The organism is Sandarakinorhabdus cyanobacteriorum, from assembly GCF_002251755.1.
In the GTDB taxonomy this organism is placed as follows: domain Bacteria; phylum Pseudomonadota; class Alphaproteobacteria; order Sphingomonadales; family Sphingomonadaceae; genus Sandarakinorhabdus; species Sandarakinorhabdus cyanobacteriorum.
Genome location: NZ_NOXT01000063.1, coordinates 1 through 23,375, shown reverse-complemented (window position 1 = coordinate 23,375; position 23,375 = coordinate 1). Strand labels below are relative to the sequence as shown.

The window sequence follows — 23,375 nt, the reverse complement described above, 5'->3', positions numbered from 1 at the left end:
GTGACTTCTCTAAATAGCGGGAACAGGTTCGGCCTTCAGTTCGGCTTCGGAGACGACGGAGACCGGGATCGGGCTGTCATAGCCGGTGCGGCTGATGCGGCTGCCGGTGACGGTGATGACGGCGGCTTCCTCCTCGCCCTCGGTCGCGGCCGGATCGGCGGCGGCGGTGGCGGCCGGCTGGGCGGCCTGGGCATGGACCACGGCCGGCAGCGCGAGGGCGAGTGTCGCAGCCCCCAGCAACAGGACACGGCGCGAATTGGCAGCGGCGGCAAGGTTGGTCGTGATCAAGGCACCCCCATTGGGCCGGCACGGCACCGGCCGAGATTTCTGCCTGACGATTCCGTCCCCCCGACCAGCGTCAGCCAGTCACGCTCGCTTGTTGTGGAAATGCCATGGAGCGGACACGGCATCCCCTTGCGGGTAGCGGCCGTGCCGGTTCTGCCTGCCCTTTGCCGAACATGATTCGACCGCGACCCGCCGTGACAGTGGCATGGCGGGCCCACAGCGATGTTACGTCTTTTGGCGTAGCGGGCCGCCCCTGCGGCAGGATCGCGCAGGCGGGCCGTGCCCTAGCGACCCGGAATGGCCAGGCTTCTGGCCGGATCGGCCGGGCCGAACAACAGGGTGCGGGTGATCCCGGCGCGGCGCACATTCACCTGGGTCTGGTGATCATCATAGCTGTCGCCAAACAGGCTGCCGTTGATCAGCAGTTGCCCCGGCTTGCCCTTCAGCCGGCCGATGTAGCGCAGTTCGACCCGGTCGCCGGTCAGGCGCTGTCCGGCCGGGCTGAGCGTCACGCCGGCAATGCGGAACTGCCGGCCGACATAGGCGACCAGCGCCGCCATGGCATCGGGATCATCCAGGCTGGGCTGGGCATCGGGCGCGATGTCAACCAGCGCGGGTTCGACATCATGCGCCTGCAGGATGTGGGTGACCGACAGGGCACCCGATTTGGCGTCAATCTCCACCACCGCCAGGCTGGAGTGGCCGCGATGGGCGAGCGCCGGCGTGACAGCGGTCGCCAGCAGCAGCGCTGCCAGCCCCCACGTCAGCCGGCGCGGCCTCACTTCTCGTCCTTCTTCTCGTCCTTCTTCTCGTCCTTCTTGATCGGACGGGTCTTGGTGCTGTCCGGCGTCACTTCCAGCTCGCTGTCGGCCATGCGGTTGTCGCCGGTCGGATCATCGCGCAGCTTGAGCACCGCCGGCTCGATGCGGCGCGGGTAGGCGTTGTTGCTGCGATCGGCGTCGGCGGTTTCCCACAGCGGGTCGACCTCGGCCGCCTTCAGCACCTTGGGCGTGACATGCTGCCAGGTGACGGCGCGGGCGTTGTAGCGCCAGACTTCGGCCGGGATGCGGATGGTTTCGGATGAGCCATCCTCATAATCCAGCTTGAGGATCACCGGCATCACCAGCCCGCCGATGTTGCGGAAGCTGAAGTGGTAGAAATTGTCCTTGAAGCCCAGCACGGCGGCCTCTTCAGGCTCCAGCTTCTTCTTGAGGCCGTCATAATCCTTGCGGTCCTTGGCCGTGACCGTGAACCTGTCGGTCTCGTCATAGAAATCGCGGGTGGCGGGATCGCGGTCGATCACCGGCACTTGCGTGTTGCGCGCGATGGTGAGCGGCGTCGGCTCGGCCTTGGCCTTGTCGCGGCCCCAGGCCTTTTCGACCTCCGGATTGCGGGTGTCGAGCCGGGCCTTCACCACCTTGTCGAGGCTGATGTCGACATGGTCGGTCGAATAGAACCAGCCGCGCCAGAACCAGTCGAGATCAACGCCCGAGGCTTCTTCCATGGTTCGGAAGAAATCATAAGGGGTGGGCCGCTTGAAGCGCCAGCGGCGGGCATATTCCTTGAAGGCGAAATCGAACAGCTCGCGGCCCAGGATGGTTTCGCGCAGGATCACCAGCGCGGTGGCCGGCTTGGCATAGCCGTTGTTGCCGAACTGCAGCACGCTTTCGCTGTTGGTCATCAGCGGCACCTGATCGCGGCTGACCATATATTCCACGATGTCACGCGGCTCGCCGCGGGCGCGCGGGAACTTGGGATCCCAGCGGCGCTCGGCCTCGAACTCGAGGAAGCTGTTCAGGCCCTCGTCCATCCAGGTCCACTGGCGCTCGTCGCTGTTGACGATCATCGGGAACCAGCTGTGGCCGATTTCGTGGATGACAACGCCGATCAGGCCATATTTGGCGCGTTCGGTGTAGGTCAGCTGGCCGGTCTTCTTGTCCTTCACCGGGCGGGGGCCGTTGAAGGTCATCATCGGATATTCCATCCCGCCAACCGGGCCGTTGATGCTCTGGGCCGTGGGATAGGGATAGGTGAAGGCGAATTCGCCATAGACATCAATGGTGTGGGCAATGGCCTTGGTGGAATAGGCATCCCAGAGCGGCCGGGCTTCCTTGGGATAGAAGCTCATCGCCATCACCAGCGGCACCTGCGGATCATTCTGCTTCACGCCCATCGCGTCCCACACGAACTTGCGGCTGGAGGCGAAGGCGAAATCCCGGACATTGCTGGCGGTGAAGCGCCAGGTCTTCGTGCCGCTGGGCTTGCCCTTCTCGGCGGCCAGCGCTTCGGCCGGGGTGACGATATAGACGGGCTCCTTGGCGGTGCGGGCCTGGGCCAGGCGGGCGCGCTGGGCGGCGGTCAGGATCTCCGGATTGGCGAGCACACCGGTGGCCGAGACGACATGATCGGACGGCACGGTGATCGACACGTCATAATCGCCGAATTCCAGCGTGAACTCTCCGCTGCCGACGAAGGCCTTGTTGTGCCAGCCTTCGTAATCGGAATAGACGGCGGCGCGCGGGAACCACTGGGCGGCGAGGAAGATGCAATTGCCGTCCTGATCGGCCTTGGTGAAGCATTCATAGCCCGAACGGCCACCCACCACCCGGGCTTCCGGCATCGGCAGGGTGAATTCGATCTTCACGGTGGTGGCAGCGCCGCTGTTCAGCGGGCTGGCCAGATCGATGCGCAGCAGCGTGTCGACCACGGTGAATTTCAGCGGGCGCCCCGAGGCATCGGTGACCTTCAGATTGTTGAAGCCGCCTTCCCATTCCTTGTAGCGCATGGCCTGGCGCACTTCGGTCATGCTGATCTGGCCGCCGGGGGACACGGTTTCGGCGCGCTGGGCGATATGGTCGCGCTTGTAGTTCTGGTCGAGCAGCAGCCACAGATAGCGCAGCTGATCAGGGCTGTTGTTGTGATAGGTGATGGTTTCGCTGCCGCTGATCGTGCGGCTCGGCTCGTCCAGCCTGGCGGTGATGCGATAATCCACCTTCTGCTGCCAGTAACGATGGCCCGGCGCGCCGGCGGCGTTGCGATAATCGGTGGGGGTTGGCCAATCCTCCCCTTCCAGCTGGCGGAACTTGTCGACGAAATCGCCCTTGGTCTGGGCAATCGGGCTGGCGTGCGCTGCCACCCCAAGGCCGGCTGCCACCAACCACATCATCACGCGCTGGAACCGCATATCTTCCCTCGTCCCCAAAATCGTGGCGGCCGTTTGCCCGTCTGGCGCCGGCTTGGCAAGCGTTCCACGCCGTCGCAGACGTGATTCATGTAATATTATGTCGTCAATGAAAACCCCCCTGCGGCATTTGCCCCAGCGCCAGTCACGTTGCGCGGGCATGACCGATGTGACATATTCGCGGTGAATCGAAATCGGGAGGGTTTCATGCGTCTGATCGCTGCTGCTGCTGTTGCTGCCATGGCTCTGGCCGCCGTGCCGGCCACCGCTTGCGCCTTTGATGGCATGCCGGGTTACAGCCATTATGCCCCGGATGGCACCGATCCCTATGCCGGCGCCTATGCCGAGGCGGCCGCCCGCATTGCCGAGCAGCGCCGCCAGGAAGCCATCGAGAACGCCCGTCTGGCCATGCTGAAGCGCCTGGGCATGAAGGATGGCGGCGAAACCGCCGTGGCCTCGGCTGCAACCGCCCCCACTGCGCTGGCCAATGCCACCCGCTGACAGCAGCGCCACCGCTTCGCACATCGCAGGGCCCCTGGTGGAAACCAGGGGCCTTTCGCATGTGCGTGATGGCCGCACCGTGATGCGGATGGGCGATTGGCAGTTGCAGCGCCGCGCCCATGCCCTGCTGCTGGGGCCATCGGGATCGGGCAAGACCACCTTCATCAACATCGCCACCGGCCTGCTGACGCCCAGCCATGGCGCGATCGACATTGCCGGCCAGCCGATGAGCGCCCTGCCCCCGGCCAAGCGCGACGCCCTGCGCCGTGCCACCATCGGGCTGGTGTTCCAGACGCTGCGGCTGATCCCGGCGCTGTCGGTCAACGCCAATCTGGCGCTGGCACAGAAGCTGGCGCTGGGCCGGGTGGACCAGCCGGAGATTGACCGGTTGATCGACCGGGTGGGCCTGTCGCACCGCGCCCACGCCCGGCCGCGCCAGTTGAGCCAGGGCGAAGGCCAGCGCGCCGCCATCGCCCGCGCCCTCGTCACCCGGCCGCAGCTGGTGGTCGCCGATGAACCGACATCGGCGCTGGATGATGCCAATGCGCACCGGGTGATCGACCTGATGTTCGAAGCGGCCGATGCCACGGGCGCCACGCTGCTGGTCGCCACCCATGATGGCCGCATTGCCGACCGTTTCACCAACCGGCTCAATCTGGTGGTACCGGCATGATCCGCCTCAGCCTTGCCTATTTGCGCGACCGGGCGCTGAACACCGCGCTCAACATCATCCTGCTGGCGCTGGGCGTGGCCAGCCTTGTCATCCTGCTGCTGTTTTCCAGCCAGCTGGAAAACCGCTTCGACCGGGATTCGCAAGGCATCGACATGGTGGTCGGTGCCAAGGGCTCACCGCTGCAGCTGATCCTCAGCTCGGTTTATCATGTCGACATCCCGACCGGGAATGTGCCGCTGGAAACGGTCGACCTGCTGCGCCGCCAGATGGGGGTGGCCGAGGCGATCCCGCTGGCGCTGGGGGACAGTTTCCGCAGCTTCCGCATTGTCGGCACCGAGCCGGCCTATCCCGCCCTGATGGGCGCAGCGCTGGCCGATGGCCGCATGTTTGCCAAGCCGATGGAGGCGGTGATCGGGGCCGAGGTGGCAGCGCGCACGGGCGCCGGGCTGGGCCAGCGCTTTGTCGGCGGGCACGGGATGGGCGGCGGCGACGAGGGGCCCAAGCATGAGGAGACCCCGTTTATCGTGGTCGGCCGGCTGAAGCCCACCGGCACGGTGATCGACCGGTTGATCCTGACCCGCATCGAAAGCGTGTGGGCGGTGCACGGCATCGAAGCCCCGCATGACGAGCATGCGGGCGAGGACCATGACCATGCGCACGAAGCCGGCGGCCATGACCACGAGGGCGAGACGGCCGAGGAGCATGCCGCGCATGTGAGCCCGGCCGAGGTGACTTCGGTGCTGGTGCGCTTTGGCAGCCCGATCGCCGCGGTGCGCCTGCCCGGTTTCATCAACCGCCAGACCAATCTGCAATCGGCGGTGCCGGCGGTGGAAGTCTCCCGCCTGCTGGCGCTGGTCGGGGTGGGCCTGGATGCCGTGCGGGCCTTTGCCGTGCTGCTGATGCTGACCGCCGGCCTGTCGATCTTTGTCGCGCTGCTCACCGCCTTGAAGGAACGCGAGGGCGACATGGCGATGCTGCGGGTGATCGGTGCCAGCCGCGCCGCCATCATCGGTCAGGTGGCGAGCGAGGGCCTGATCCTGGCCGCCGCCGGCACGGCGCTGGGCCTGGCTTTGGGCCATGGCGTGATTGGCCTTGCCGCCGCCAATTTCGAACAATTGCACCAATTGGGCCTCAACGCCCTCGCCTTCCACCCTGGGGAGGCCATCATCGCCGCCGCCGCCCTGGCCATCGGGCTGATTGCCGCCTTGATTCCCGCGTTCAGGGTGCTGCAATCGGATATCGCCGAAACACTGGCCAACAGCCGCTGATTCGCATCGGAGGACGCATGAACATCCGCACTTCCCTTGGGCTCGCCGCCTTCCTGCTGCTCGCCGGCCCCGCCGTGCTGGCCCAGACCCAGGGACCGCTGAAGCCGTCGGAATCGATCTGGAAGCCGGCGCCGACGCCGCCCGGTGGTGTGCCGTGGCAGGTGCTGGAAAGCGCGCAGGAAGACCCGCGCGCCGCCAAGACCGGCGCGGTGAAGCCGCTCTATCCGGCGGCGGTCAAGTCGCTGGCCGGCAAGAAGGTGAAGATCAACGGTTACATGCTGCCGCTGGGCAAGGGCGCCAACCAGAGCCATTTCGTGCTGCTGGCCTATCCGCCCGATTGCCCCTTCCACCTCAATCCCGGCCCGCAGCAGTTCATCGAGGTGAAGGTTTCGAGCGCCATTCCGATGAATTATGATGTGCGCACCATCGAAGGCACGCTGGAACTGGCCGGCAGCGATGGCGGCGGCGTCTTCTACAAGATCAGCGACGGGAAAGAGATGTGAGGCTGCTGGCGGCAGCGGCGCTGCTGGCAGTTGCCGTTCCGGCCGCCGCTGCGCCGCTGCCGCCCGAACTGGCCGCCCGCATCGATGCGTCGATGCGGGACACCAAGGCCATGCGCAACTGGCCCGGCATTGCCTGGGGCGTGGTGAAGCGTGGGCAGGGCCTGGTGCATTTCGGCTTTGACGGGCTTGCCGATGCCGACAGCCGCCGCCCCGTCACCGCCACCACCCGCTTCCGCATCGCCAGCATGACCAAGGCCTTCACGGCGCTGACCATCGAGCAGTTGGCCGCCGAAGGCCGGCTGCGACTGGATGACAAGGTGGTCACCCATGTGCCCGAACTGGCCGGCTGGGGCGATCATCTCACCATCACCGATCTGCTCCACCACATGGGCGGCTTTGTCACCGATGATCCCTGGGGCGATCGCCAGACGCCGCTGCCGGAGGGTGATTTCACCGCGCTGCTCAAGGCCGGCGTGCCCTTCACCCGCGCCACCGGGCTGACCCATGAATATTCCAACCTGGGCTATGCCATCCTGGGCCGCATCATCACCAATGTCAGCGGCCGCCCGTTCGAGGCCGAGATCGCCCGCCGCCATTTCCAGCCGCTGGGCATGGCCGGCACCACGTTCAATCTGGCCGATGTGCCGGCGGCCGAAATGGCCACCGGCTGGCGCTGGGAGGATGGCGGCTGGAAGCGCGAGCCCGACATGGGCCCCGGCGCGTTCGGGGCGATGGGCGGGGTGATCACCACCGTGCCCGATTATGCCCGCTGGATCGATCATCTCCTGTCGGCCTGGCCAGCCGCCGTGCCCGGCACAGCCGAAGCCCCCGCCCGCGCGACCATCCGCCGGCTGGCGCGCGGCGAAGGCTCTCCGCGCCGGATGAACCGGCCGGGGGACATGCTGCCCAGCATCTGTTCGGTCGCCGTCGTCTATGGCGGCGGCCTGCGCATCGGCGATGATTGTGACCTGGGCCGGGTGGCGTTCCACGGCGGCGGTTATCCCGGCTATGGCAGCCATATGGTGATCGCTCCCGATCGCGGCTGGGGCGTGTTTGTCTTCACCAACCACACCTATGCCGGGCCATCCGATCTGGCGTGGCAGGCGATGCTGGCCATCGAACAGGCCGGGCTGATGCCGGCCGATGCCATTCCCGTTTCGGCCGCCATCACCACCGCCGCCGCCTTTGCCGGGCGGGTGCTGGCCAGCGGCCGGGTCGATGCCGAGCCGGCGTTGCTGGCGGTCAACCTGCTGCTGGACCGCGACGCCGCCCACCGCGCCGCCGACATTGCCGCCCTCAAGGCCAGGGCCGGGCGCTGTGAGGCGACGCCGGCCATCACCGCCCGCGGTGCGCTTGATGCCAGGCTCGACTGGGCCTGCGCCAACGGCCGCATCAGGGCCGATGTGTTGCTCGCCCCGACACAGGATGTGCGGGTGCAGACGCTGGACTGGCGGTTCGAGGCGAGGCGCTAGACGCGCCGCAGCCGCAAGGCGGTCGCCGTGTCGGGCTTGCCGGGCGGGATGACGAGGCCGGATTGCGCCAGCCAGGCGCCGCTGTAGCGGTGTGCATCCCGGATTTCGCCCGGCCGCACTTCGGCCACCTGCCACAGGCCATCATCAATGAACGGCAGGGGCAGCGGCGCGGCGTGGCGCTGCAGCATGATTTCGGTGCGATAGACGATCAGCAGCCATTCGCCGTCACCGCCGGCGGCATGCCAGGCCACCCCATCCCCGGCGGTGCCCGTCCACACATTGCCGTGCAGCAGATGGCGATGGGCTTTGTAAAAGGCGATCCAGCCGGCCAGCCGGGCGCGTTCGGCCGCATCAAGCCGGGTGAGATCAAACTCCAGCCCGAGATGGCCCTGTGCCGCCACCAGCGCCTGGAAGGCCAGCGAAAAGCGCCGGCCTGTGGTGTGGCACCGCTCGGCCCCGATGTGGGCGCCCATCATTTCGGGCGGCAGAAACTGCAGGAAACCGCGCTGCAGGCCGATGCGCAGCCGGGCATCGATGCAGTCGCTGGCCCAGAAGCGCTGCGCCCGCGCCGCCATGCCGGCATCGATCCGGCCACCGCCGCCGGCACAGGATTCAATCTCGAGGCTGGGATGGGCGGCGCGCAGCCGATCCATCAGCGCCCAGGTGGCCCGGACCTGCCGGCCATAGGCGGCACGGCCTTCGGCATCGCCGGCCGGCGCCAGATCGCGGTTGTGATCCCATTTGAGATAGGCAACGCCCAGATCGGCCACCAGGGCGGACAGGCGGTCGAACAGATGGTCGGTCACGCACGCGCGGGTCAGATCGAGCACCAGCTGATGGCGCGCCGTGGCCAGCGGGCGACCGGCCAGCTGCAGGGCCCATTCCGGATGGGCGCGGAACATTTCGCTGTCGGGGCTGACCATTTCGGGTTCGACCCACAGGCCGAATTCCATGCCCAGACCGCGCACATGATCGGCCAGCGGTTTCAACCCATCGGGATATTTGCGCGGATCAACCCACCAGTCGCCCAGCGAGGTGCGGGCGTCATCACGGCCGGCGAACCAGCCATCATCCAGCACGAAGCGTTCCACCCCGATGCCGGCGGCGGCATCGGCCAACGCCATCATGCGCGCCGGATCATGATCGAAGTAAAAGCCTTCCCAGCTGTTGATCAGCACGGGACGGGGGCGCTGCGGAACCGGGCCGCGCACGGCGGCGTGGAAGCCGCGCGCCACGCCGCCCAGGCCATGGGGGGAGAAGCAGGCCAGCACCGCCGGGCTGTCGTGCTGCGCGCCGGGGGCCAGCCGCACCTCGCCAGGGGCCAGCCAGCCGCCGAGCTGCCACTGGCTGCGGCCATCGTCGAGCCGTTCGATCAGCTGGCGATGATTACCCGACCAGGCCAGCTGCGCCCCCCAGGCCGGGCCGGCGTGATCGGTAGTGCCGGGGCCCAGCACCACCGCGCCGGGGAAATGGCCATGGCTGGTGATGCCGTGGCGGTTCTCGCGCAGCCAGATGAACTGGCCAAGGCGGTCGGTCTGTTCGGCAAATTCGTTGATGTGGCGGCCGGCATGATGGCGCACGGCCTGGGCTTCGGGCGGCAGCGGCAGGGTGGCGGCGGCAAGCCAATGGAGATCGAGCACGCCATCGCCGATGTTGGTCAGGCTGGTGGTGATGCTGGCCACATCGGTTTCGGGATCGAGCGTGATGACCAGCTGCACCGCGATCCCGGCAACGGCATCGCGCAAGCTGCAGACCAGCCGATCACCATCCGGCACGACGCTGCAATCGGCAAAGCCCTGGGCAAAATCCTGGCCGGCGCGATGGGCCAGAAGCGCGCTCTGACCATACCAGCCCAACCCGAAGCTTGGCACCAAAGTGAGCGGGATCGGCGCATCGAGCGAGAAGGTCGGCACCGGCCGGCCGGCTTCCAGCCAGGGGCCGGCCAGCAGTTCATCCGGCAGGCGTGCGCCCCAATGGCGCCACAGCAGGCCGCTGGCCGCCTGTTCGATGACCAGGCTGGACTCGCGGCCGTGGAGGGCGAACAGCCGGCTCAATCGGCCCCGAACAGATCGCGGGTGAAGACCCGGGGGGCGACATCGGCGAGTTGGTCGCTCATGCGGTTGGCCAGGATCACATCGGCCTCGGCCTTGAATTGATCGAGATCGCGGATGACGGGGGAGCCGAAAAATTCGTCCTGCTCCAGCGCCGGCTCGAACAGCACCACGCGGATGCCGCGAGCCTTGATGCGCTTCATGATGCCCTGGATGCTGCTCTGGCGGAAATTGTCGCTGTTGGCCTTCATCACCAGCCGGAACACGCCCACGGTCTTCGGATTGCGGGCCAGGATCTGTTCGGCCAGGAAATCCTTGCGGGTGCGGTTGGCATCCACGATGGCGGCGATCAGATTTTGCGGCACCGTGCCGTAATTGGCCAGCAACTGCTTGGTATCCTTGGGCAGGCAATAGCCGCCATAGCCGAACGAGGGGTTGTTGTAGTGCGTGCCGATGCGCGGATCGAGGCCGATGCCCTCGATGATCTGGCGCGTGTCCATGCCGTGGGCCATGGCATAGCTGTCCAGCTCGTTGAAGAAGGCGACGCGCATGGCAAGATAGGTGTTGGCAAACAGCTTGATGGCCTCCGCCTCGGCCGGATCGGTGAGCAGCACCGGCACATCGGGCTTTTCGGCGCCGGCCTGCATCAGGGCGGCAAACATCTGGCCGATGGGGCCGGAATCGCCGACGATGATGCGCGACGGGTGGAGATTGTCATAAAGGGCGCGGCCCTCGCGCAGGAATTCCGGGCTGAACACGATGTTGCCCGTGCCCAGTTCGCGGCGCACCCGTTCGATGAAGCCGACCGGGATGGTGGATTTGACGACGATCTTCGCATCGGGGTTGCTGGCCAGCGCCGCCCGCGCCACGCTTTCCACCGACGATGTGTTGAAATGGTTGGTGGCCGGATCATAATCGGTGGGCGTGGCGATCACCACCAGCTCGGCCTGGCGGCACGCAGCATCGAGATCGGTGGTGGCCACCAGATCGAGCGTGCGGGTGGCGAGGAAATGCTCCAGCTCGCGATCGACAATCGGGCTCTTGCGGTTGTTCACCAGATCCACCCGTGCCGGCATCACGTCCACCGCCGTCACGCTGTGCGCCTTCGCCAGCAGCACAGCGTTGGACAGGCCAACATAGCCGAGGCCGACAACCGCAATCTTCATGCCCATGCTCCGTCTGCCCAAATTGGGCGCAATCGCCGCTTCTGTGGCCCGGAAATGCCGGCCGTGCAATGCTGCAGCGGCAGAAATTGGCGGGTTTGTCCAAGCCTTTGCCCGACGTTGATGGCACAGATATGGCGATGCGCCGCCTTGCCGCCCGATTGAGCCTGTTGCTGCTGTGTGTGGCAAAGCCACTGCGGGCCGATCCGGCCGTGGATGCCGCCTTCGAACGGCAGGATTACCCCGCCGCCATCACCGCCGCGCGCGCCCGCATCGCCATTCTGGCCGCCGCCGGCCAGGGCCGATCGGCCGAAGCCGGCATCTTGCTGACCGAACAGGCCATCGCGCAGACCCGCCTGCCCGATTGGCCAGGGGCAGAGGCCAGCGCCCGCGCCGCGCTGGCCATCGCCGGCCGCCTGCGCGCCCGGCCCAGCGCCTGGCCGTTGACGGCGCGGCGCACCCTGGCGCTGGCGCTGGAAGCGCAAGGCAAGGCTGCCGAGGCCCGCCGGTTGCAGCGTCGCCTGCTGGCCGCGACGCGTGGGCAGGCCGATGGCGCCATGGCCGAAGCCGCGCTGCGCAATCTTGGCCGGCTGGCGACACCGGCCGCACCATCACTCACCCCGGCCCAGGCGCAGGCGCGCACGGCGCTGGAAACTTCCGTGGGCAAGGCCCGCAACGCCCGCGACTGGCCGGCGGCAGAACAGGCAACCCGCGCCCTCATGGCCTGGGCGCTGCCGCTGGTGGGGCCCGACCACCCTGACATGGCCTCCCTCCATGCGCTTCTGGCCGAGGCCCTGGACGAACAGGGAAAGCCTGCCGCTGCCGAAGCCGAGTTTCGTCAGGCGCTGGCCATCCGCCGCAGCCGGCTGGGCGATGATCACCCCGACAGCATCGCGGCGCTGGCGAGCGTGGCCGGCAGCCTGTTCAGCCAGGGCCGCCTCGCCGAGGCCGAGCCCATCCATGCCAACGTGCTGGCGCGGCGGCAGCGGCTGTTGGGCGACGGCCATGCCGCCACCCGGCTGGCCATGGCCAATCTGGCGGTGGTGCGCGAGGCGCTGGGCCAGTTGCAGGCGGCCGAGCCGCTGCGGCAGGCGCTGCTGGCCGCGGCCGAACCCGACAGCCCGCTTGCCGCGACCCGGCTGGCCGATCTGGCCCGCAATCTGGCCCGCCAGGGCCGTCTGGCCGCCGCCGAGGCCCGGCACCGCGCGGCCCTGGCCATCCGCACCGCCCGGTTGGGCAGCACCCATCCCGACACCCTGACCAGCCAATATGATCTGGCCGGCGTGCTGCTGGCCCGGCGCCAGCCGATGGCGGCGCTGGACTATATCAGCAGTGCCGTCGCCCGCCGCCGCGATCGGCTGGGCCTGCTGCACCCGGCCACCACCGCTGCCGGGCTGCGCATGGCCGATGTGTTCGTGGCGCTGGGCGAAGGGCGCGGCGCCGAAGACTATCTGCGCGCCTTGTTGCGGGCCTATGATGAACGGCCCGGCTTTGATGCCGCCGGGCGCATGGGGCTGCAGGCCGGCCTGGCCAGCGTGCTGGAGGCAAGCGACCGGGTGGCCGATGCCGAGCCGCTGCGCCGGGCGGTGTTGGCGGCAGCCGGCCCGGCCGAACGGGCCAGCCGCATGGCGGCGCTGGCCACCAATCTGGATCGGCAGGGCCGCAGTGCCGACGCCGTGCCCTTGCTGCGGCAGGCGCTGGCACTGGCCATCCGCCAGCAGGGCGCCGGCCATCCCGACACTGGCAGCATCGCCCAGGCGCTGGCCCGCGCCGAACTGGCCCTGGCACCGCGCCGGGCCATCGCCCCGGCCCGCACGGCCCTGGCCATCGGACGTGCCGGCCTGGGCGAAATGGCCCAGAGCGAGGATGCGGACCAGTTGACCCAGCTGGCGCGTGTCAGTGCGGAGCCCGCCTTGCTGTTGGCGCGCGCGCTGTTTGCCAGCAGCACCAGCGCAGATGCCCGCGCGGCGGCCCTGGATGCGCTGCAATCGGCTGGCGACAGCGCTGCCGGGCGGGCCCTGGCGCAGGCCGCGGCCCGGGCGGCGGTGCCGGATGCCGCCCGCCCGCTGTGGGCCAATTGGCAACTGGCGCTGTTGAACCGCGCCGCGCTGGACCGGCAGCTGAACCGCGCCCTCGACACACGCGCGGCGGACACCGACCAGCGCCGCCAGCAATTGGCGCGCGATCGGGTGGCGGCCGACACGGCAGTGGCGGCGGCCGCAGCGGCGCTGGCGCGGGCGGCGCCGGCCTATTTCCGGCTGGTGGCGCCCGGCCCGGTGGCGCTGGCGGCGCTGCAGCGCGGCCAGAAGGGCCAGCCGCCGTTACTGAAGGCCAACGAGGCGCTGATCCTGTTGCACCCCGGATCGGCCAGCCTGCCCACCGGGCAACAGAACGGCCTGGTGCTGGCGGTCACCCGCGAGGGCACGGCCTGGGCGCAGATTCCGATCGGCCCGGCTGCACTGGCGCGCGAGATTGCCGCGCTGCGCTGCGATCTGGATCATGGCGGTGGGGCCGACAACAGCGCCTGCATCGCCCGCACGGTGAAGGGCCTGCGCGGTGCGGGCACCGGGCCGATCAGCCCCGAGGAGCGGGAGTCGTTCGATCGCGCCCGCGCCCACCGCCTGTATCAGACCTTGCTGGGTGCGCCGGCCATCCAGCGGCTGATTGCCGGCAAGGCGGAATGGATCATGGCGCCCAAGGGCAGCCTGTTGGCCCTGCCGTTTGCCGCGCTGGTGACGGCGCCGCCGGCCGGCGATGATGGCGACCCGCAGGCGCTGCGCCGCACGGCCTGGCTGGGGCTGCAACGGCCGATCAGCGTGGTGCCCGAAGTGTCGGCGCTGGCCGCGCTGCGTGGGCCCGGCCGGGTGGCCAGGGCGGCCAGCACGGCCTTTTTCGGGGTGGGCGATCCGGCCTTTGGCGGCGGCGGTGATGCTGGCGGCGCCGGCGGGGCGCTGCACGGCCTTTATCGCGATGCCACCGGCGATCCGGCCGCCATCGCCGCGCTGGCCCCGCTGCCAGGCACCCGCGCCGAGGTGGAGGGCCAGGCCCGCCGCCTCGCCGCCCCGCCCGAGGCCACGCTGCTGGGCGCCAACGCCACCGAGGCGCTGCTGTATGAACGGCGGCCGCTGCTGGCCAGTGCACGGGTGGTGATGTTTGCGACCCACGGCCTGCTGGCCGGCGATCTGGGCGGGCGGCTGGCACAGCCGGCGCTGGCCTTCTCGCCGCCGCCGCCGGGCAGCGCCAGCGATGCTGCCAATGATGGCCTGCTGACCGCCGCCGAAGCCGCCAGCCTGTCATTGTCGGCCGATTGGGTGATCCTGTCGGCCTGCAACACGGCGGCCGGCGATGGCGGGCCCGAAGGCCTGTCGGGCCTGGCCCGTGCCTTTTTCCATGCCGGTGCCGGCAGCCTGCTGGTGTCGCACTGGCGCATCCGCGACGATGCGGCGGGCCGCATCACCGGAGAGACCATCGCCCACGCCCAGCCCGGCACCAGCCGCGCGGCGGCGCTGATGCAGGCCATGCGTGCCCTTGCGGCCGACAGCAGCGAGGATGACGCCGCCCAGCCTTATTCCCACCCATCGGCCTGGGCGCCGTTCGCCCTGGTGGGGGTGACGCCCTGAGCGCGATTGCGGTTTGCTGGAATCCCGAACCCGCTCATCCTGAGCCCGCCGAAGGGCGAGCTTGCCGAGGCAACTGCAAGTGCGGGCGATGGCTCGACATGCCTGGCATGAGCAGCTCAATCAAACTGCAATCGACCCTGGAACGTGCGGGTGATGCCGATCTCCACCCCGGTGCGGGCAAAATCAAACAGGTCCACGGTGGAAAAATTGCGTTCGTGGCTGAAGCGGATCACCGGGGACGGCCTTTCACACGACCGGCCCCGGCTTCTCGCGATGAACGCAACAAAAACGCCCCAGCCTGTGGCTGGAGCGGATTGCCGATCCCCGTTCGTGATTTCCGCGCTGGTCGGGGCGAGAGGATTCGAACCTCCGGCCCCTGCCTCCCGAAGACAGTGCTCTACCAGGCTGAGCTACGCCCCGACCTTGCGCGGAAGCGGCCGTATAGCGACCGGCTTCCGGGCATGCAACCGCTTGATTGCATCGACCGGGCAATATTTTCCGGCCCGCCTGTGCCTCAAGGGGCGGCGGTGGCCATGCCCGGCGTGCGGCCCTTGGCCAGAATGCGGTCAATCGCCTTCACAGCGGCGGCAAAGCGCTGGCTGTCGGTGTCGCGATAGCGGGCGACGAAGCGATCGTTGGGCAGGCCTTCGGCCAGGGCCAGCACGCTGGGCGGCAACAGGCCTTCGTTGGTGATGCCGGCCAGCTCGGCGCGGACGGCGGCGGCGCGGACGGGATTGACGGCCGCGCGGCCCAGCCGCAAGCCGGCGCGGTCTGCCGCCAGATCGACGAAGGAAAAGCCGCTGCCACCGGCCATCGAATCCGACAATTCCTTCCATTCGCCCATCAGCCGGCTGGTTTCGACGCCGCCAACCGCCGCCAGTGCGGCCGAGACGGCCCAATGCTTGGCGAGGTCGGTGCGGCCGGCCAGCACCGGCTCGGGCGGCGGCGCGGCGCACCGATCGAACATCGCCTGATCGGCGACCAGCCGCCGCGCGCTCTTGCCGGCAGTGAACAGCGCCAGCGCCACCAGCGCGTTGCGATGATCCTGCGCCAGTTGTTGCGCTGTCGCCGCCGGGTTGGCGGTGGCGGCCATCACCCGGCCCAGATGCACGGCAAGCTCGCTGGCCGGCTGTTGCCGCTGCTGCGCGCTGAGCCGGCACAGCAGCGCGGCGACGCGGGCTTCCTCCACCCGGCCGCCACCCAGCGCCAGCACATCCTGCACCAGGTGCGTGGGCGCCAGCCCGCCGGCCAGCTGCACGCGCAGCAGGCCGGGCTGGATGGTGAGGCCGCGCACCAGTTCGTCCAGCGGCGGCAGCGCCACGCCGCGCAGGCGGAGCAGGCCGCGCGCCGCATCGGCGGCCCAGCGCGCCGGCCGGCCCGTGAGCACCAGATCGCCCGCCGCCAGCCGCAGCGGCGGGAAGCCGGCGGACGCCGGCTGCGCCTGGGCCGACAGGTTGAGCCACAGCCCGGCCGGCAGCGCGATGCTGGTGGCCAGTTCGACATGATCGGCGGCCAGCGTGGTGCGGCTGTGCTTCAGGCCCAGGCCGCGCCCGGCGAGCAGGGTGACCGCATCCAGTTCATCGGCGCTGAACAACAGATCGCCGCCGCCACTGCTCATCATGGTTTGGCGCAGGCTGTTGAAGGCGGCGCGGGCAGCGCGCACCTGAGCCCCGCCCGGCGGCGCGCTGGCCGGCACCAGCGGTGTGGTTTCGATGACGAGCAGCAGCAGCGCGGCCAGAAGCAGCGCCGCCGAGGCAAGCGCCAAGCGAAGCCAGCGCTGCCACGCCGGCATCAGGCCAGCGCCAGCATCTGGGCCACGTCCACGATCTTCTCACGCGGGGCGCCGGGGCGGGCGCCGGCGACTTCGGCGGCCTCGATCCGGTGCCAGCCGGCAAAATCGGTGGCCTTGACGGCGCGGGCGGCGAACAGCGCGTCCAGCCCCGCTGGGCCGGCCTTGCCGCTGGGGCTGATGCCATCATCCACCATGGCGGCGACCACGCTGAAGCCATCGGGCCGGTTGGTGCCGATGGTACCGCTGGGGCCGCGCCGGGCCCAGCCGCTGGCATAAAGGCCGGGGGCTATGCGCCCGGCATCATCGGTGGGGAAGCGACCAAGCTTGTCAGACCAGGCGACGCCGGGAATCTCAGCGGTGCGATAGCCGATGCAGGCAATCACAAGCCCGCACGGAATGGCGTGCAGCTCGCCGGTGCCGACGGCCTGGCCATCCTCCAGCCGGGTCGTTTCCACGATCAGGCGTTCGGCCTTGCCATGGCCCTCCACGGCGACCGGGCGGCGGAAGAATTCGAAATTGATCGTGCCCGGCTTGTCGTTGCGGGGCTGGCCGGCGAAGGAGCGCAGATGGGTGACCATCTTGCGGTGGCCCGGCTCCAGCGCGGCATCCTCTGCCTCCGGCGGCAGATCGCCCGGCTTCACGATGGCCTGGGCGCGGACGAGATGGCCCAGCTCACCGGCTTCCTTGGTGGTGAAGCTGGCCTGGTGCGGCCCGCGCCGGCCGACGATGTGCACATCGCGCACGGCGCTGGCGGCCAGCACCTTCAGGGCATGGTTGGCGATATCGGTGGTCGAAAGCTCCTCCACCGTTTTCGCCAGGATGCGGGCGCAATCGATCGCCACATTGCCGTTGCCGATGATGGCGGCGCCGTGGTGGGACAGATCAACCTTGAGGCCGGCATGATCGGGATGGCCATTGTACCAGCCAACGAACGCCGCCGAACCGACCACGCCGGGCAGATCATCGCCGGGAATGCCGATGGGTTTGTCCAGCGGCGCACCGACCGAGAGCACGACGGCATCATAGAGGCCCAGCAGTTCCTCCACGCTGACATCGCGGCCCACCTCGACATGGCCAACCAGCCTTGTGCCCGGCGCCAGATTGGTCGCCTCATAACGCTTGGTCACCGCCTTGATCGACTGGTGATCCGGCGCCACCCCGGCGCGGATCAGGCCATAGGGGCTGGGCAGCCGATCGATGATGTCGATGCGCACGCCCTCCCCCCATTGTTTCTGCGCGGCTTCGGCGGTGTAATAACCGGCCGGGCCGGCCCCGATGATGGCGATGCTGATGGTCAAATTTGCCTCCGGAACTGGATATGGCCGGGGCTTATGCGCCCCGGCCGCGTCCGGTCAAGCAACCAGCGCCATCAGGCGGCCAAGCTGGCCTTTCGCCGCCGCCGCCGCGCCACGGCACCGGTCAGGCCAAAGCCGGCAATCAGCAGGGCCCAGGCATCGGGTTCGGGAATGCCGCCGGGGCCGCCACCGCCACCGGGCGGCACCGGCGGCAAGGGCAGGGTGCTGGCCGTGAAGAAGCCGCTGCCGCCGGGGTTGGACAGGCTGGCAAGGTTCAGCGAGCCGAACACGCCGTTCAGATCGATGCTGCCGACATTGCCGGCCCCCGGCGGCCCGCAGCAGGCATCATAGACCCGTAGCGCCCCCAGCGAGCGGAGGTCGGTGCTGAAACTGCTGTCGGTCTGATAGACGCTCACCCAGTCGGCTTCGGCCTGCTGACCGGCAAGCGTGGCCAGATCGTTGGGAAAGGGTGCGTTCACCGTCAGTTCGATGCGGCCCCAGACGGTCTGGTTAAACTGGGGCCCATCGGCCGAGCTGGTGGTGATGCGGAAGCGGAATTCCGACGGCAGATTGTCGGCCGGATCATTGCCGGCCCCGAACCAGCCGCCGTTGCGGAAGGTGAGCCGGCCGAGCGTGAAGGGATCGCCGACATTTATGCCACTGAAACTGCCGTTCTGGACGCTGATGCTGTTCAACAACGTGGCAAACTGCGGGCTGCCCTCAAAGCCGCGGTAGACGAAATCGACGCTGTTGCCGGTAAGGGCGACATTGGCGGTGAACCATTGCGTGGCGCCAAGGGGCGCGGCGGGATCGACCTGGCGGCCACCGGTGAACGCCACATTGGGATTGCCGTTGACTGCGGCCGAGACCATGTCGATCCCCGCCACCTGACCGGCCAGGAACCAGGTGCCCGGATCGTTGGGCGGTGGGCCCACGGCCACCGGCCCGCGATACTCCAGAAATTCGAAGCTCACCGTGCCGCTGCCGGCGGCCATGGCCGGAACAGCCGCAGCCGCCGCCAGCAACAGGGCCAGAACAGGAGAATGAACACGCATCACCACACACCCCATCAGTTTGACCGACCCGCCATGATGATTTCCGAGGGGCTGCGCCTTGTCATGCCATGATCATGGGATGGTGCAGGGCTTTACTTGCCTGGCCGGCTGTGGCCAGATTCGGGTTCGCGATGCCCGTATCAGCTGCCCCCATCCGGATCATCCTCACCGAGGATGATCCCGCCTTGCGCGTTCATCTGGGCGACGCCATCGCCAGCGAGGCCGACATGCTGCTGGCCGGCAGCGCCGCCAACCTGGCCGACGGGGCCGCACTGGTGGCCCGAGGCGGCTATGATGTGCTGCTCTGTGATCTGGGTCTGCCCGATGGCAGCGGCATCGACCTGATCCGCCAATCAGCCCAGCGCTGGCCGGAGGCCGATGTGCTGGTGGTGACGATGTTCGCCGATCAGGACAAGGTGCTGGCCAGCATCATGGCCGGCGCGCGCGGTTATGTGCTGAAGGGCGATGCCATGGCCGAAGCGCTGGCGGCCATCCGTGCCGTGCACGCCGGCGGTTCGCCGATCAGCCCCACCATCGCCCGCCAGCTGTTGCGGCGCATCCAGCCGGCGCCGGCCCAGCCCTCCCCGCTGTCAGATCGCGAGTTGGAGCTGCTGCGCCTCTTGGCCCGCGGCTTTTCCTATGCCGAATGCGCCGGGCTGCTGGGGCTTTCGGCCCACACGGTGGCCAGCCATGTCAAGAATATCTATCGCAAGCTGGAAGTGAACAGTCGCGCCGAAGCGCTGTATGAAGCCAATGTTCTGGGCCTTATCCAGCCTTAGGGCGCTTGCCGCACTGATCTTGCTGCTGTTGGCCGCGCCGGTGGCGGCACGCACCCCGCTTGGGCCGGCCCGGATCAGCGTGGATGGCGCGCCGCCGATCACCCGCAACGCGCCCTGGCTGGCCCCTGCCGGCAGCCGCCACCTGCGCGCCCGATTCCGGCTGGATTGGGATGGCCGGCCGGTGGCGCTGTTGCTGACCGACATGCGCGAGGCGGTGACCGTCAGCCTGAACGGCGTGCCGCTGTTCAGCAATGCCGCCGGCCCGGGCGATCCGGTGCTGGGCTGGAACCACCCTTATCGCATCACCCTGCCGGCCGCGCTGTTGCGGCCCGGGGCCAACATCATCACCGTCGATGTGGCCGCCGCGCCGCCCTGGGCGCTGGGCCTGGGCCAGGTGGAAGCCGGCCCGCCGGCCGCGGTTGAGGCGGCCTTTGCCCGCCAGCAATTCTGGCGCATCGACGGCCCGCGCAGTGCCAATGCCAGCCTGTTGCTGCTGTGGCTGCTGGTGCTGCTGCTGTGGCGGGCCCGGCGACGGCAACCGGAATTGCTGCTGCTGGTGGTGGTTGGCCTGGGCTGGTGGCTGCGCAGCCTGCATTTCCATGTCACAAGGCCACCCATCGATACCGGCCTGTTCGCCGCCATCAGCCGGGAAAGCATCTTCATCGTCGTGCCGGTCACCTTCTGCTATTGCCTGGAGTTCGCCCGGCTGCCGCAGGCCCGGCGCTGGCAGCTTGGCCTGCTGGCTGCCGGGTTTGCCGGCCTGGTGCTGCGCCAGATCCTGATTGGCCTGGGCCAAGCTGATCTGCCCAGTGCCCTGCTGCTGATCCTGATGGGCCTGGGCACGGCCGGTCTGCTGCTGTGGTCGGCGTGGCAGCGGCGCGGGCCGGATCAGGCGCTGATCATCGCCGTGGTCGCGCTGAACACCGGCTTTGCCGTGCATGATCTGGGCCGCATCCATCTGCTCCACTGGTGGGAAGGCGCCGGCTTCTTCTTCCAGCCCTTTGCCGGCCTCAGCCTGTTTGCCGCCTTCTTCATCAGCCTGGGCCGGCAGTTCGTGGCCGCCCTCACCGCCACCGAAGGCATGAACCTGGCGCTGGAACGGGCCGTGGCCAGTGCGCGCGCCGATCTGGCCGCCAGCGAAGAGCGCCGCCGCGCCCTGGAGGTGGAGCGTGCCATCGAGGGCGAGCGCGAGCGGCTGATGCGCGAGATGCACGATGGCATCGGTGCCAATCTGGTCGCCGCCGTGGCCGTGGCCGAGCGTCAGGGCCAGCCGCCGGGCACCATCGCCCCGCTGCGCCGCGCGCTGGCCGATCTCAAGCTGACGGTGGACAGCCTGGAACCCGTCGATGGCGACATGGTCGCGCTGCTCGCCTCGCTGCGGCACCGCATCGCCAGTGATCTGGCCGCCGCCGGCATCGCGGTTGACTGGCAGGTGGCGCCCTGCCCGGCCCTGGCCTGGCTGGATGCCGCCAATGCGTTGCATGTGCTGCGGCTGTTCCAGGAAGCCATCAGCAACGCCATCCAGCACAGCGGCGCCCAGCGTATCGCCATCGGCTGCGCCCCGCGTGTGCACCAGGGCCAACCGGGCATCGCGGCCTGGGTTGCCGATGATGGCCGGGGCTTTGCGCTTTCGGCCGCCACCGGCCGTGGCCTGGCCCACATGCACGGGCGCGCCGCCGCCCTGCACGGCCAGCTGACCATTGCCACCACGGCCGGCACCAATATCAGCCTGTGGCTGCCGCTGGCGCGCTGACGCCAATCCCCGCGACTTCATGCGCCCGCCTCGGCCATTGCGCCAGCCGGTCCTGCAGCCTAAACCGCCGCCATGACCGCAGACCTCAATCGCATCCGCAACTTCTCGATCATCGCGCACATCGATCACGGGAAATCCACCCTGGCCGACCGGCTGATCCAGACGACCGGCGGCCTCGCCGCGCGCGAGATGTCGGAACAGGTGCTCGACAACATGGATATCGAGAAGGAGCGCGGCATCACCATCAAGGCGCAGACCGTGCGGCTGGATTATCGCGCCTCCGATGGCCTCGATTATGTTCTCAACCTGATGGACACGCCGGGGCATGTCGACTTTGCCTATGAAGTCTCCCGCTCCCTCGCTGCCTGCGAAGGCGCGTTGCTGGTGGTGGATGCGGCGCAGGGCGTAGAGGCGCAGACGCTGGCCAACGTCTATCAATCGATCGAGCATGACCACGAGATCGTGCCCGTCATCAACAAGATCGATCTGCCGTCGGCCGAGCCGGAAAAGGTGAAGAAGGAGATCGAGGACATCATCGGCCTCGATGCCTCCAACGCCGTTCTGGCCTCCGCCAAATCCGGCATCGGCATCACCGAGGTGTTGGAAGCCATCGTCAAGCGCATCCCGCCGCCCAAGGGGGACGCCACCAAGCCTCTTAAGGCCATGCTGGTCGACAGCTGGTATGATCCCTATCTGGGCGTCGTCATCCTGATCCGCGTCATCGATGGCAGCATCCGCAAGGGCCAGCAGATCAAGTTCATGGCCGCCGACAGCGTGCACCTGGTGGACCGGGTTGGCGCCTTCCGCCCCAAGATCGAGCAATTCGCCGAACTCGGCCCCGGCGAGGTTGGCTTCATCACCGCCCAGATCAAGGAAGTGGCGCAAGCCCGCGTGGGGGACACGATCACCGACGCCAAGCGCCCTGCCAACGAACCGCTGCCCGGGTTCAAGGAAGTGCAGCCGGTGGTGTTCTGCGGCCTGTTCCCCACAGATGCCGCCGATTTCGAAAAGCTGCGGGACAGCATCGCCAAGCTGCGCCTGAACGATGCCAGCTTCAGCTTTGAAATGGAAACCTCAGCCGCGCTGGGCTTCGGCTTCCGCTGCGGCTTCCTGGGGTTGCTCCACCTCGAAATCATCCAGGAACGCCTGAGCCGCGAGTACGACCTCGATCTGATCACCACCGCCCCGTCGGTCGTCTATCACATCGCCATGCGCGACGGTTCCACCCGCGAACTGCACAACCCGGCCGACATGCCGGACCCCTCCTCCATCCTGCAGATCGATGAGCCGTGGATCGAAGCCACCATCTATGTGCCCGATGAATATCTGGGCAGCATCCTGAAGCTCTGTCAGGATCGGCGCGGCATCCAGAAGAACCTGACGTATGTCGGTGGCCGCGCCCAGGTCGTCTACGAACTGCCGTTGAACGAAGTCGTCTTCGATTTCTATGACCGGCTGAAATCCATCTCCCGCGGCTATGCCAGCTTCGATTACCACCAGATCGGCCACCGCGAAGGCGACCTCGTCAAGATGTCGATCATGGTCAATTCCGAAGCCGTGGACGCCCTCTCCATGATCGTCCACCGCAGCCAGGCCGAAGCCCGCGGCCGCCACATGTGCGAACGGATGAAAGACCTCATCCCCCGCCACCTGTTCAAGATCCCCATCCAGGCCGCCATCGGCGGCAAGGTCATCGCCCGCGAAACCATCGCCGCCCTGCGCAAGGACGTCACCGCCAAATGCTACGGCGGCGACGCCACCCGCAAACGCAAACTGCTGGAAAAGCAGAAGGAAGGGAAGAAGCGGATGCGGCAATACGGCAATGTGGACATCCCGCAGGAAGCGTTCATCGCGGCGCTGCGCATGGGGGATGATAATTGACGAAAAATCCTCCCCTTCTGGGGGAGGTGGCGCCCTCAGGGCGACGGAGGGGGCGCTTGGCCCTAGGGTCTAAACCCAATCAGCCTCTTGATTCATTGATAGG

At 68.3% G+C, this 23,375-nt stretch carries 17 protein-coding genes and 1 tRNA gene; 9 read left to right on the top strand and 9 right to left on the bottom strand.

Annotated features, from left to right (window positions below; all coding sequences use genetic code 11):
• Window positions 1–9: 9 nt before the first annotated feature.
• The 3 genes from CHU93_RS02065 to CHU93_RS02055 all read right to left on the bottom strand — a co-directional run bounded on the left by CHU93_RS02065 (window position 10) and on the right by CHU93_RS02055 (window position 3,451).
• Complete coding sequence (locus CHU93_RS02065; RefSeq protein ID WP_094472537.1) at window positions 10–288, bottom strand: hypothetical protein; 279 nt, start codon at window positions 286–288, stop codon at window positions 10–12.
• 281 nt (window positions 289–569) lie between these two features.
• Window positions 570–1,067 (bottom strand): DUF6702 family protein, encoded by a 498-nt coding sequence (locus CHU93_RS02060; RefSeq protein ID WP_207759186.1) that lies wholly within the window; start codon window positions 1,065–1,067, stop codon window positions 570–572.
• Entirely contained in the window at window positions 1,064–3,451 is a 2,388-nt protein-coding gene (locus tag CHU93_RS02055) for a M1 family metallopeptidase (protein WP_243375097.1), read from the bottom strand. The genes CHU93_RS02060 and CHU93_RS02055 overlap by 4 nt, the downstream gene beginning before the upstream one ends.
• 222 nt (window positions 3,452–3,673) lie before the next feature.
• On the opposite strand from CHU93_RS02055, the gene CHU93_RS02050 reads away from it, so the two are divergent.
• From CHU93_RS02050 to CHU93_RS02030, 5 genes are read left to right on the top strand one after another with little or no spacing between them, the layout of a single operon-like run.
• Window positions 3,674–3,967, top strand: coding sequence for a hypothetical protein (locus CHU93_RS02050; protein ID WP_094472536.1), 294 nt, complete (start codon window positions 3,674–3,676; stop codon window positions 3,965–3,967).
• The gene (locus CHU93_RS02045) at window positions 3,954–4,640 is read left to right on the top strand and encodes an ABC transporter ATP-binding protein (RefSeq protein WP_094472535.1); all 687 of its coding nucleotides are present in this window, start codon (window positions 3,954–3,956) and stop codon (window positions 4,638–4,640) included. Before CHU93_RS02050 ends, CHU93_RS02045 begins: the two co-directional genes overlap by 14 nt.
• Complete coding sequence (locus CHU93_RS18095) at window positions 4,637–5,908, top strand: ABC transporter permease (RefSeq protein WP_094472534.1); 1,272 nt, start codon at window positions 4,637–4,639, stop codon at window positions 5,906–5,908. The genes CHU93_RS02045 and CHU93_RS18095 overlap by 4 nt, the downstream gene beginning before the upstream one ends.
• A 17-nt stretch (window positions 5,909–5,925) precedes the next feature.
• Complete coding sequence (locus CHU93_RS02035) at window positions 5,926–6,411, top strand: DUF3299 domain-containing protein (RefSeq protein ID WP_094472533.1); 486 nt, start codon at window positions 5,926–5,928, stop codon at window positions 6,409–6,411.
• A complete protein-coding gene (locus CHU93_RS02030) occupies window positions 6,408–7,883 on the top strand; it encodes a serine hydrolase domain-containing protein (protein WP_094472532.1) in 1,476 nt (491 codons plus the stop codon). Before CHU93_RS02035 ends, CHU93_RS02030 begins: the two co-directional genes overlap by 4 nt.
• Here the strand turns inward: CHU93_RS02030 and CHU93_RS02025 are convergent.
• Complete coding sequence (locus tag CHU93_RS02025) at window positions 7,880–9,937, bottom strand: alpha-galactosidase (protein ID WP_094472531.1); 2,058 nt, start codon at window positions 9,935–9,937, stop codon at window positions 7,880–7,882. The genes CHU93_RS02030 and CHU93_RS02025 overlap by 4 nt on opposite strands.
• Window positions 9,934–11,100, bottom strand: coding sequence for a nucleotide sugar dehydrogenase (locus CHU93_RS02020; protein ID WP_094472538.1), 1,167 nt, complete (start codon window positions 11,098–11,100; stop codon window positions 9,934–9,936). Before CHU93_RS02020 ends, CHU93_RS02025 begins: the two co-directional genes overlap by 4 nt.
• A gap of 131 nt (window positions 11,101–11,231) precedes the next feature.
• Here CHU93_RS02020 and CHU93_RS02015 point away from each other — a divergent pair, with 131 nt between their 5' ends.
• Window positions 11,232–14,717: a CHAT domain-containing tetratricopeptide repeat protein gene (locus CHU93_RS02015; protein ID WP_165768563.1), complete on the top strand. Its 3,486-nt coding sequence runs from the start codon at window positions 11,232–11,234 to the stop codon at window positions 14,715–14,717.
• Window positions 14,718–15,060: 343 nt separating this feature from the next.
• Here CHU93_RS02015 and CHU93_RS02010 read toward each other — a convergent pair.
• From CHU93_RS02010 to CHU93_RS17835, 4 genes are all read right to left on the bottom strand, one after another.
• Window positions 15,061–15,137 (bottom strand) — tRNA-Pro (locus tag CHU93_RS02010).
• 94 nt (window positions 15,138–15,231) lie between these two features.
• Window positions 15,232–16,509, bottom strand: coding sequence for a YfiM family lipoprotein (locus tag CHU93_RS02005; RefSeq protein ID WP_094472529.1), 1,278 nt, complete (start codon window positions 16,507–16,509; stop codon window positions 15,232–15,234).
• Window positions 16,509–17,807, bottom strand: coding sequence for an FAD-dependent oxidoreductase (locus CHU93_RS02000; RefSeq protein ID WP_094472528.1), 1,299 nt, complete (start codon window positions 17,805–17,807; stop codon window positions 16,509–16,511). The genes CHU93_RS02005 and CHU93_RS02000 overlap by 1 nt, the downstream gene beginning before the upstream one ends.
• 71 nt (window positions 17,808–17,878) lie before the next feature.
• Window positions 17,879–18,859: a PEPxxWA-CTERM sorting domain-containing protein gene (locus tag CHU93_RS17835; protein WP_133064280.1), complete on the bottom strand. Its 981-nt coding sequence runs from the start codon at window positions 18,857–18,859 to the stop codon at window positions 17,879–17,881.
• Window positions 18,860–18,990: 131 nt separating this feature from the next.
• Here CHU93_RS17835 and CHU93_RS01990 point away from each other — a divergent pair, with 131 nt between their 5' ends.
• The 3 genes from CHU93_RS01990 to lepA all read left to right on the top strand — a co-directional run bounded on the left by CHU93_RS01990 (window position 18,991) and on the right by lepA (window position 23,272).
• Window positions 18,991–19,638 (top strand): response regulator transcription factor, encoded by a 648-nt coding sequence (locus tag CHU93_RS01990; RefSeq protein ID WP_094472526.1) that lies wholly within the window; start codon window positions 18,991–18,993, stop codon window positions 19,636–19,638.
• A 40-nt stretch (window positions 19,639–19,678) separates the two neighbouring features.
• Window positions 19,679–21,391, top strand: coding sequence for a sensor histidine kinase (locus CHU93_RS01985; protein WP_133064279.1), 1,713 nt, complete (start codon window positions 19,679–19,681; stop codon window positions 21,389–21,391).
• 72 nt (window positions 21,392–21,463) lie between these two features.
• Window positions 21,464–23,272: a translation elongation factor 4 gene (gene lepA / locus CHU93_RS01980; RefSeq protein WP_094472524.1), complete on the top strand. Its 1,809-nt coding sequence runs from the start codon at window positions 21,464–21,466 to the stop codon at window positions 23,270–23,272.
• Window positions 23,273–23,375: the final 103 nt, after the last annotated feature.

What these genes read in the sequence shown, in the direction of transcription:
- CHU93_RS18095 (WP_094472534.1), top strand. Translation starts at nt 4,637, where the DNA reads ATGATCCGCCTCAGCCTTGCCTATTTGCGCGACCGGGCGCTGAACACC.
- CHU93_RS01990 (WP_094472526.1), top strand. Translation starts at nt 18,991, where the DNA reads ATGCCCGTATCAGCTGCCCCCATCCGGATCATCCTCACCGAGGATGAT.
- CHU93_RS02015 (WP_165768563.1), top strand. Translation starts at nt 11,232, where the DNA reads ATGGCGATGCGCCGCCTTGCCGCCCGATTGAGCCTGTTGCTGCTGTGT.
- CHU93_RS02035 (WP_094472533.1), top strand. Translation starts at nt 5,926, where the DNA reads ATGAACATCCGCACTTCCCTTGGGCTCGCCGCCTTCCTGCTGCTCGCC.
- lepA (WP_094472524.1), top strand. Translation starts at nt 21,464, where the DNA reads ATGACCGCAGACCTCAATCGCATCCGCAACTTCTCGATCATCGCGCAC.
- CHU93_RS17835 (WP_133064280.1), bottom strand. Translation starts at nt 18,859, where the DNA reads ATGCGTGTTCATTCTCCTGTTCTGGCCCTGTTGCTGGCGGCGGCTGCG.
- CHU93_RS02055 (WP_243375097.1), bottom strand. Translation starts at nt 3,451, where the DNA reads ATGATGTGGTTGGTGGCAGCCGGCCTTGGGGTGGCAGCGCACGCCAGC.
- CHU93_RS02005 (WP_094472529.1), bottom strand. Translation starts at nt 16,509, where the DNA reads ATGCCGGCGTGGCAGCGCTGGCTTCGCTTGGCGCTTGCCTCGGCGGCG.
- CHU93_RS02020 (WP_094472538.1), bottom strand. Translation starts at nt 11,100, where the DNA reads ATGAAGATTGCGGTTGTCGGCCTCGGCTATGTTGGCCTGTCCAACGCT.
- CHU93_RS02045 (WP_094472535.1), top strand. Translation starts at nt 3,954, where the DNA reads ATGCCACCCGCTGACAGCAGCGCCACCGCTTCGCACATCGCAGGGCCC.
- CHU93_RS02050 (WP_094472536.1), top strand. Translation starts at nt 3,674, where the DNA reads ATGCGTCTGATCGCTGCTGCTGCTGTTGCTGCCATGGCTCTGGCCGCC.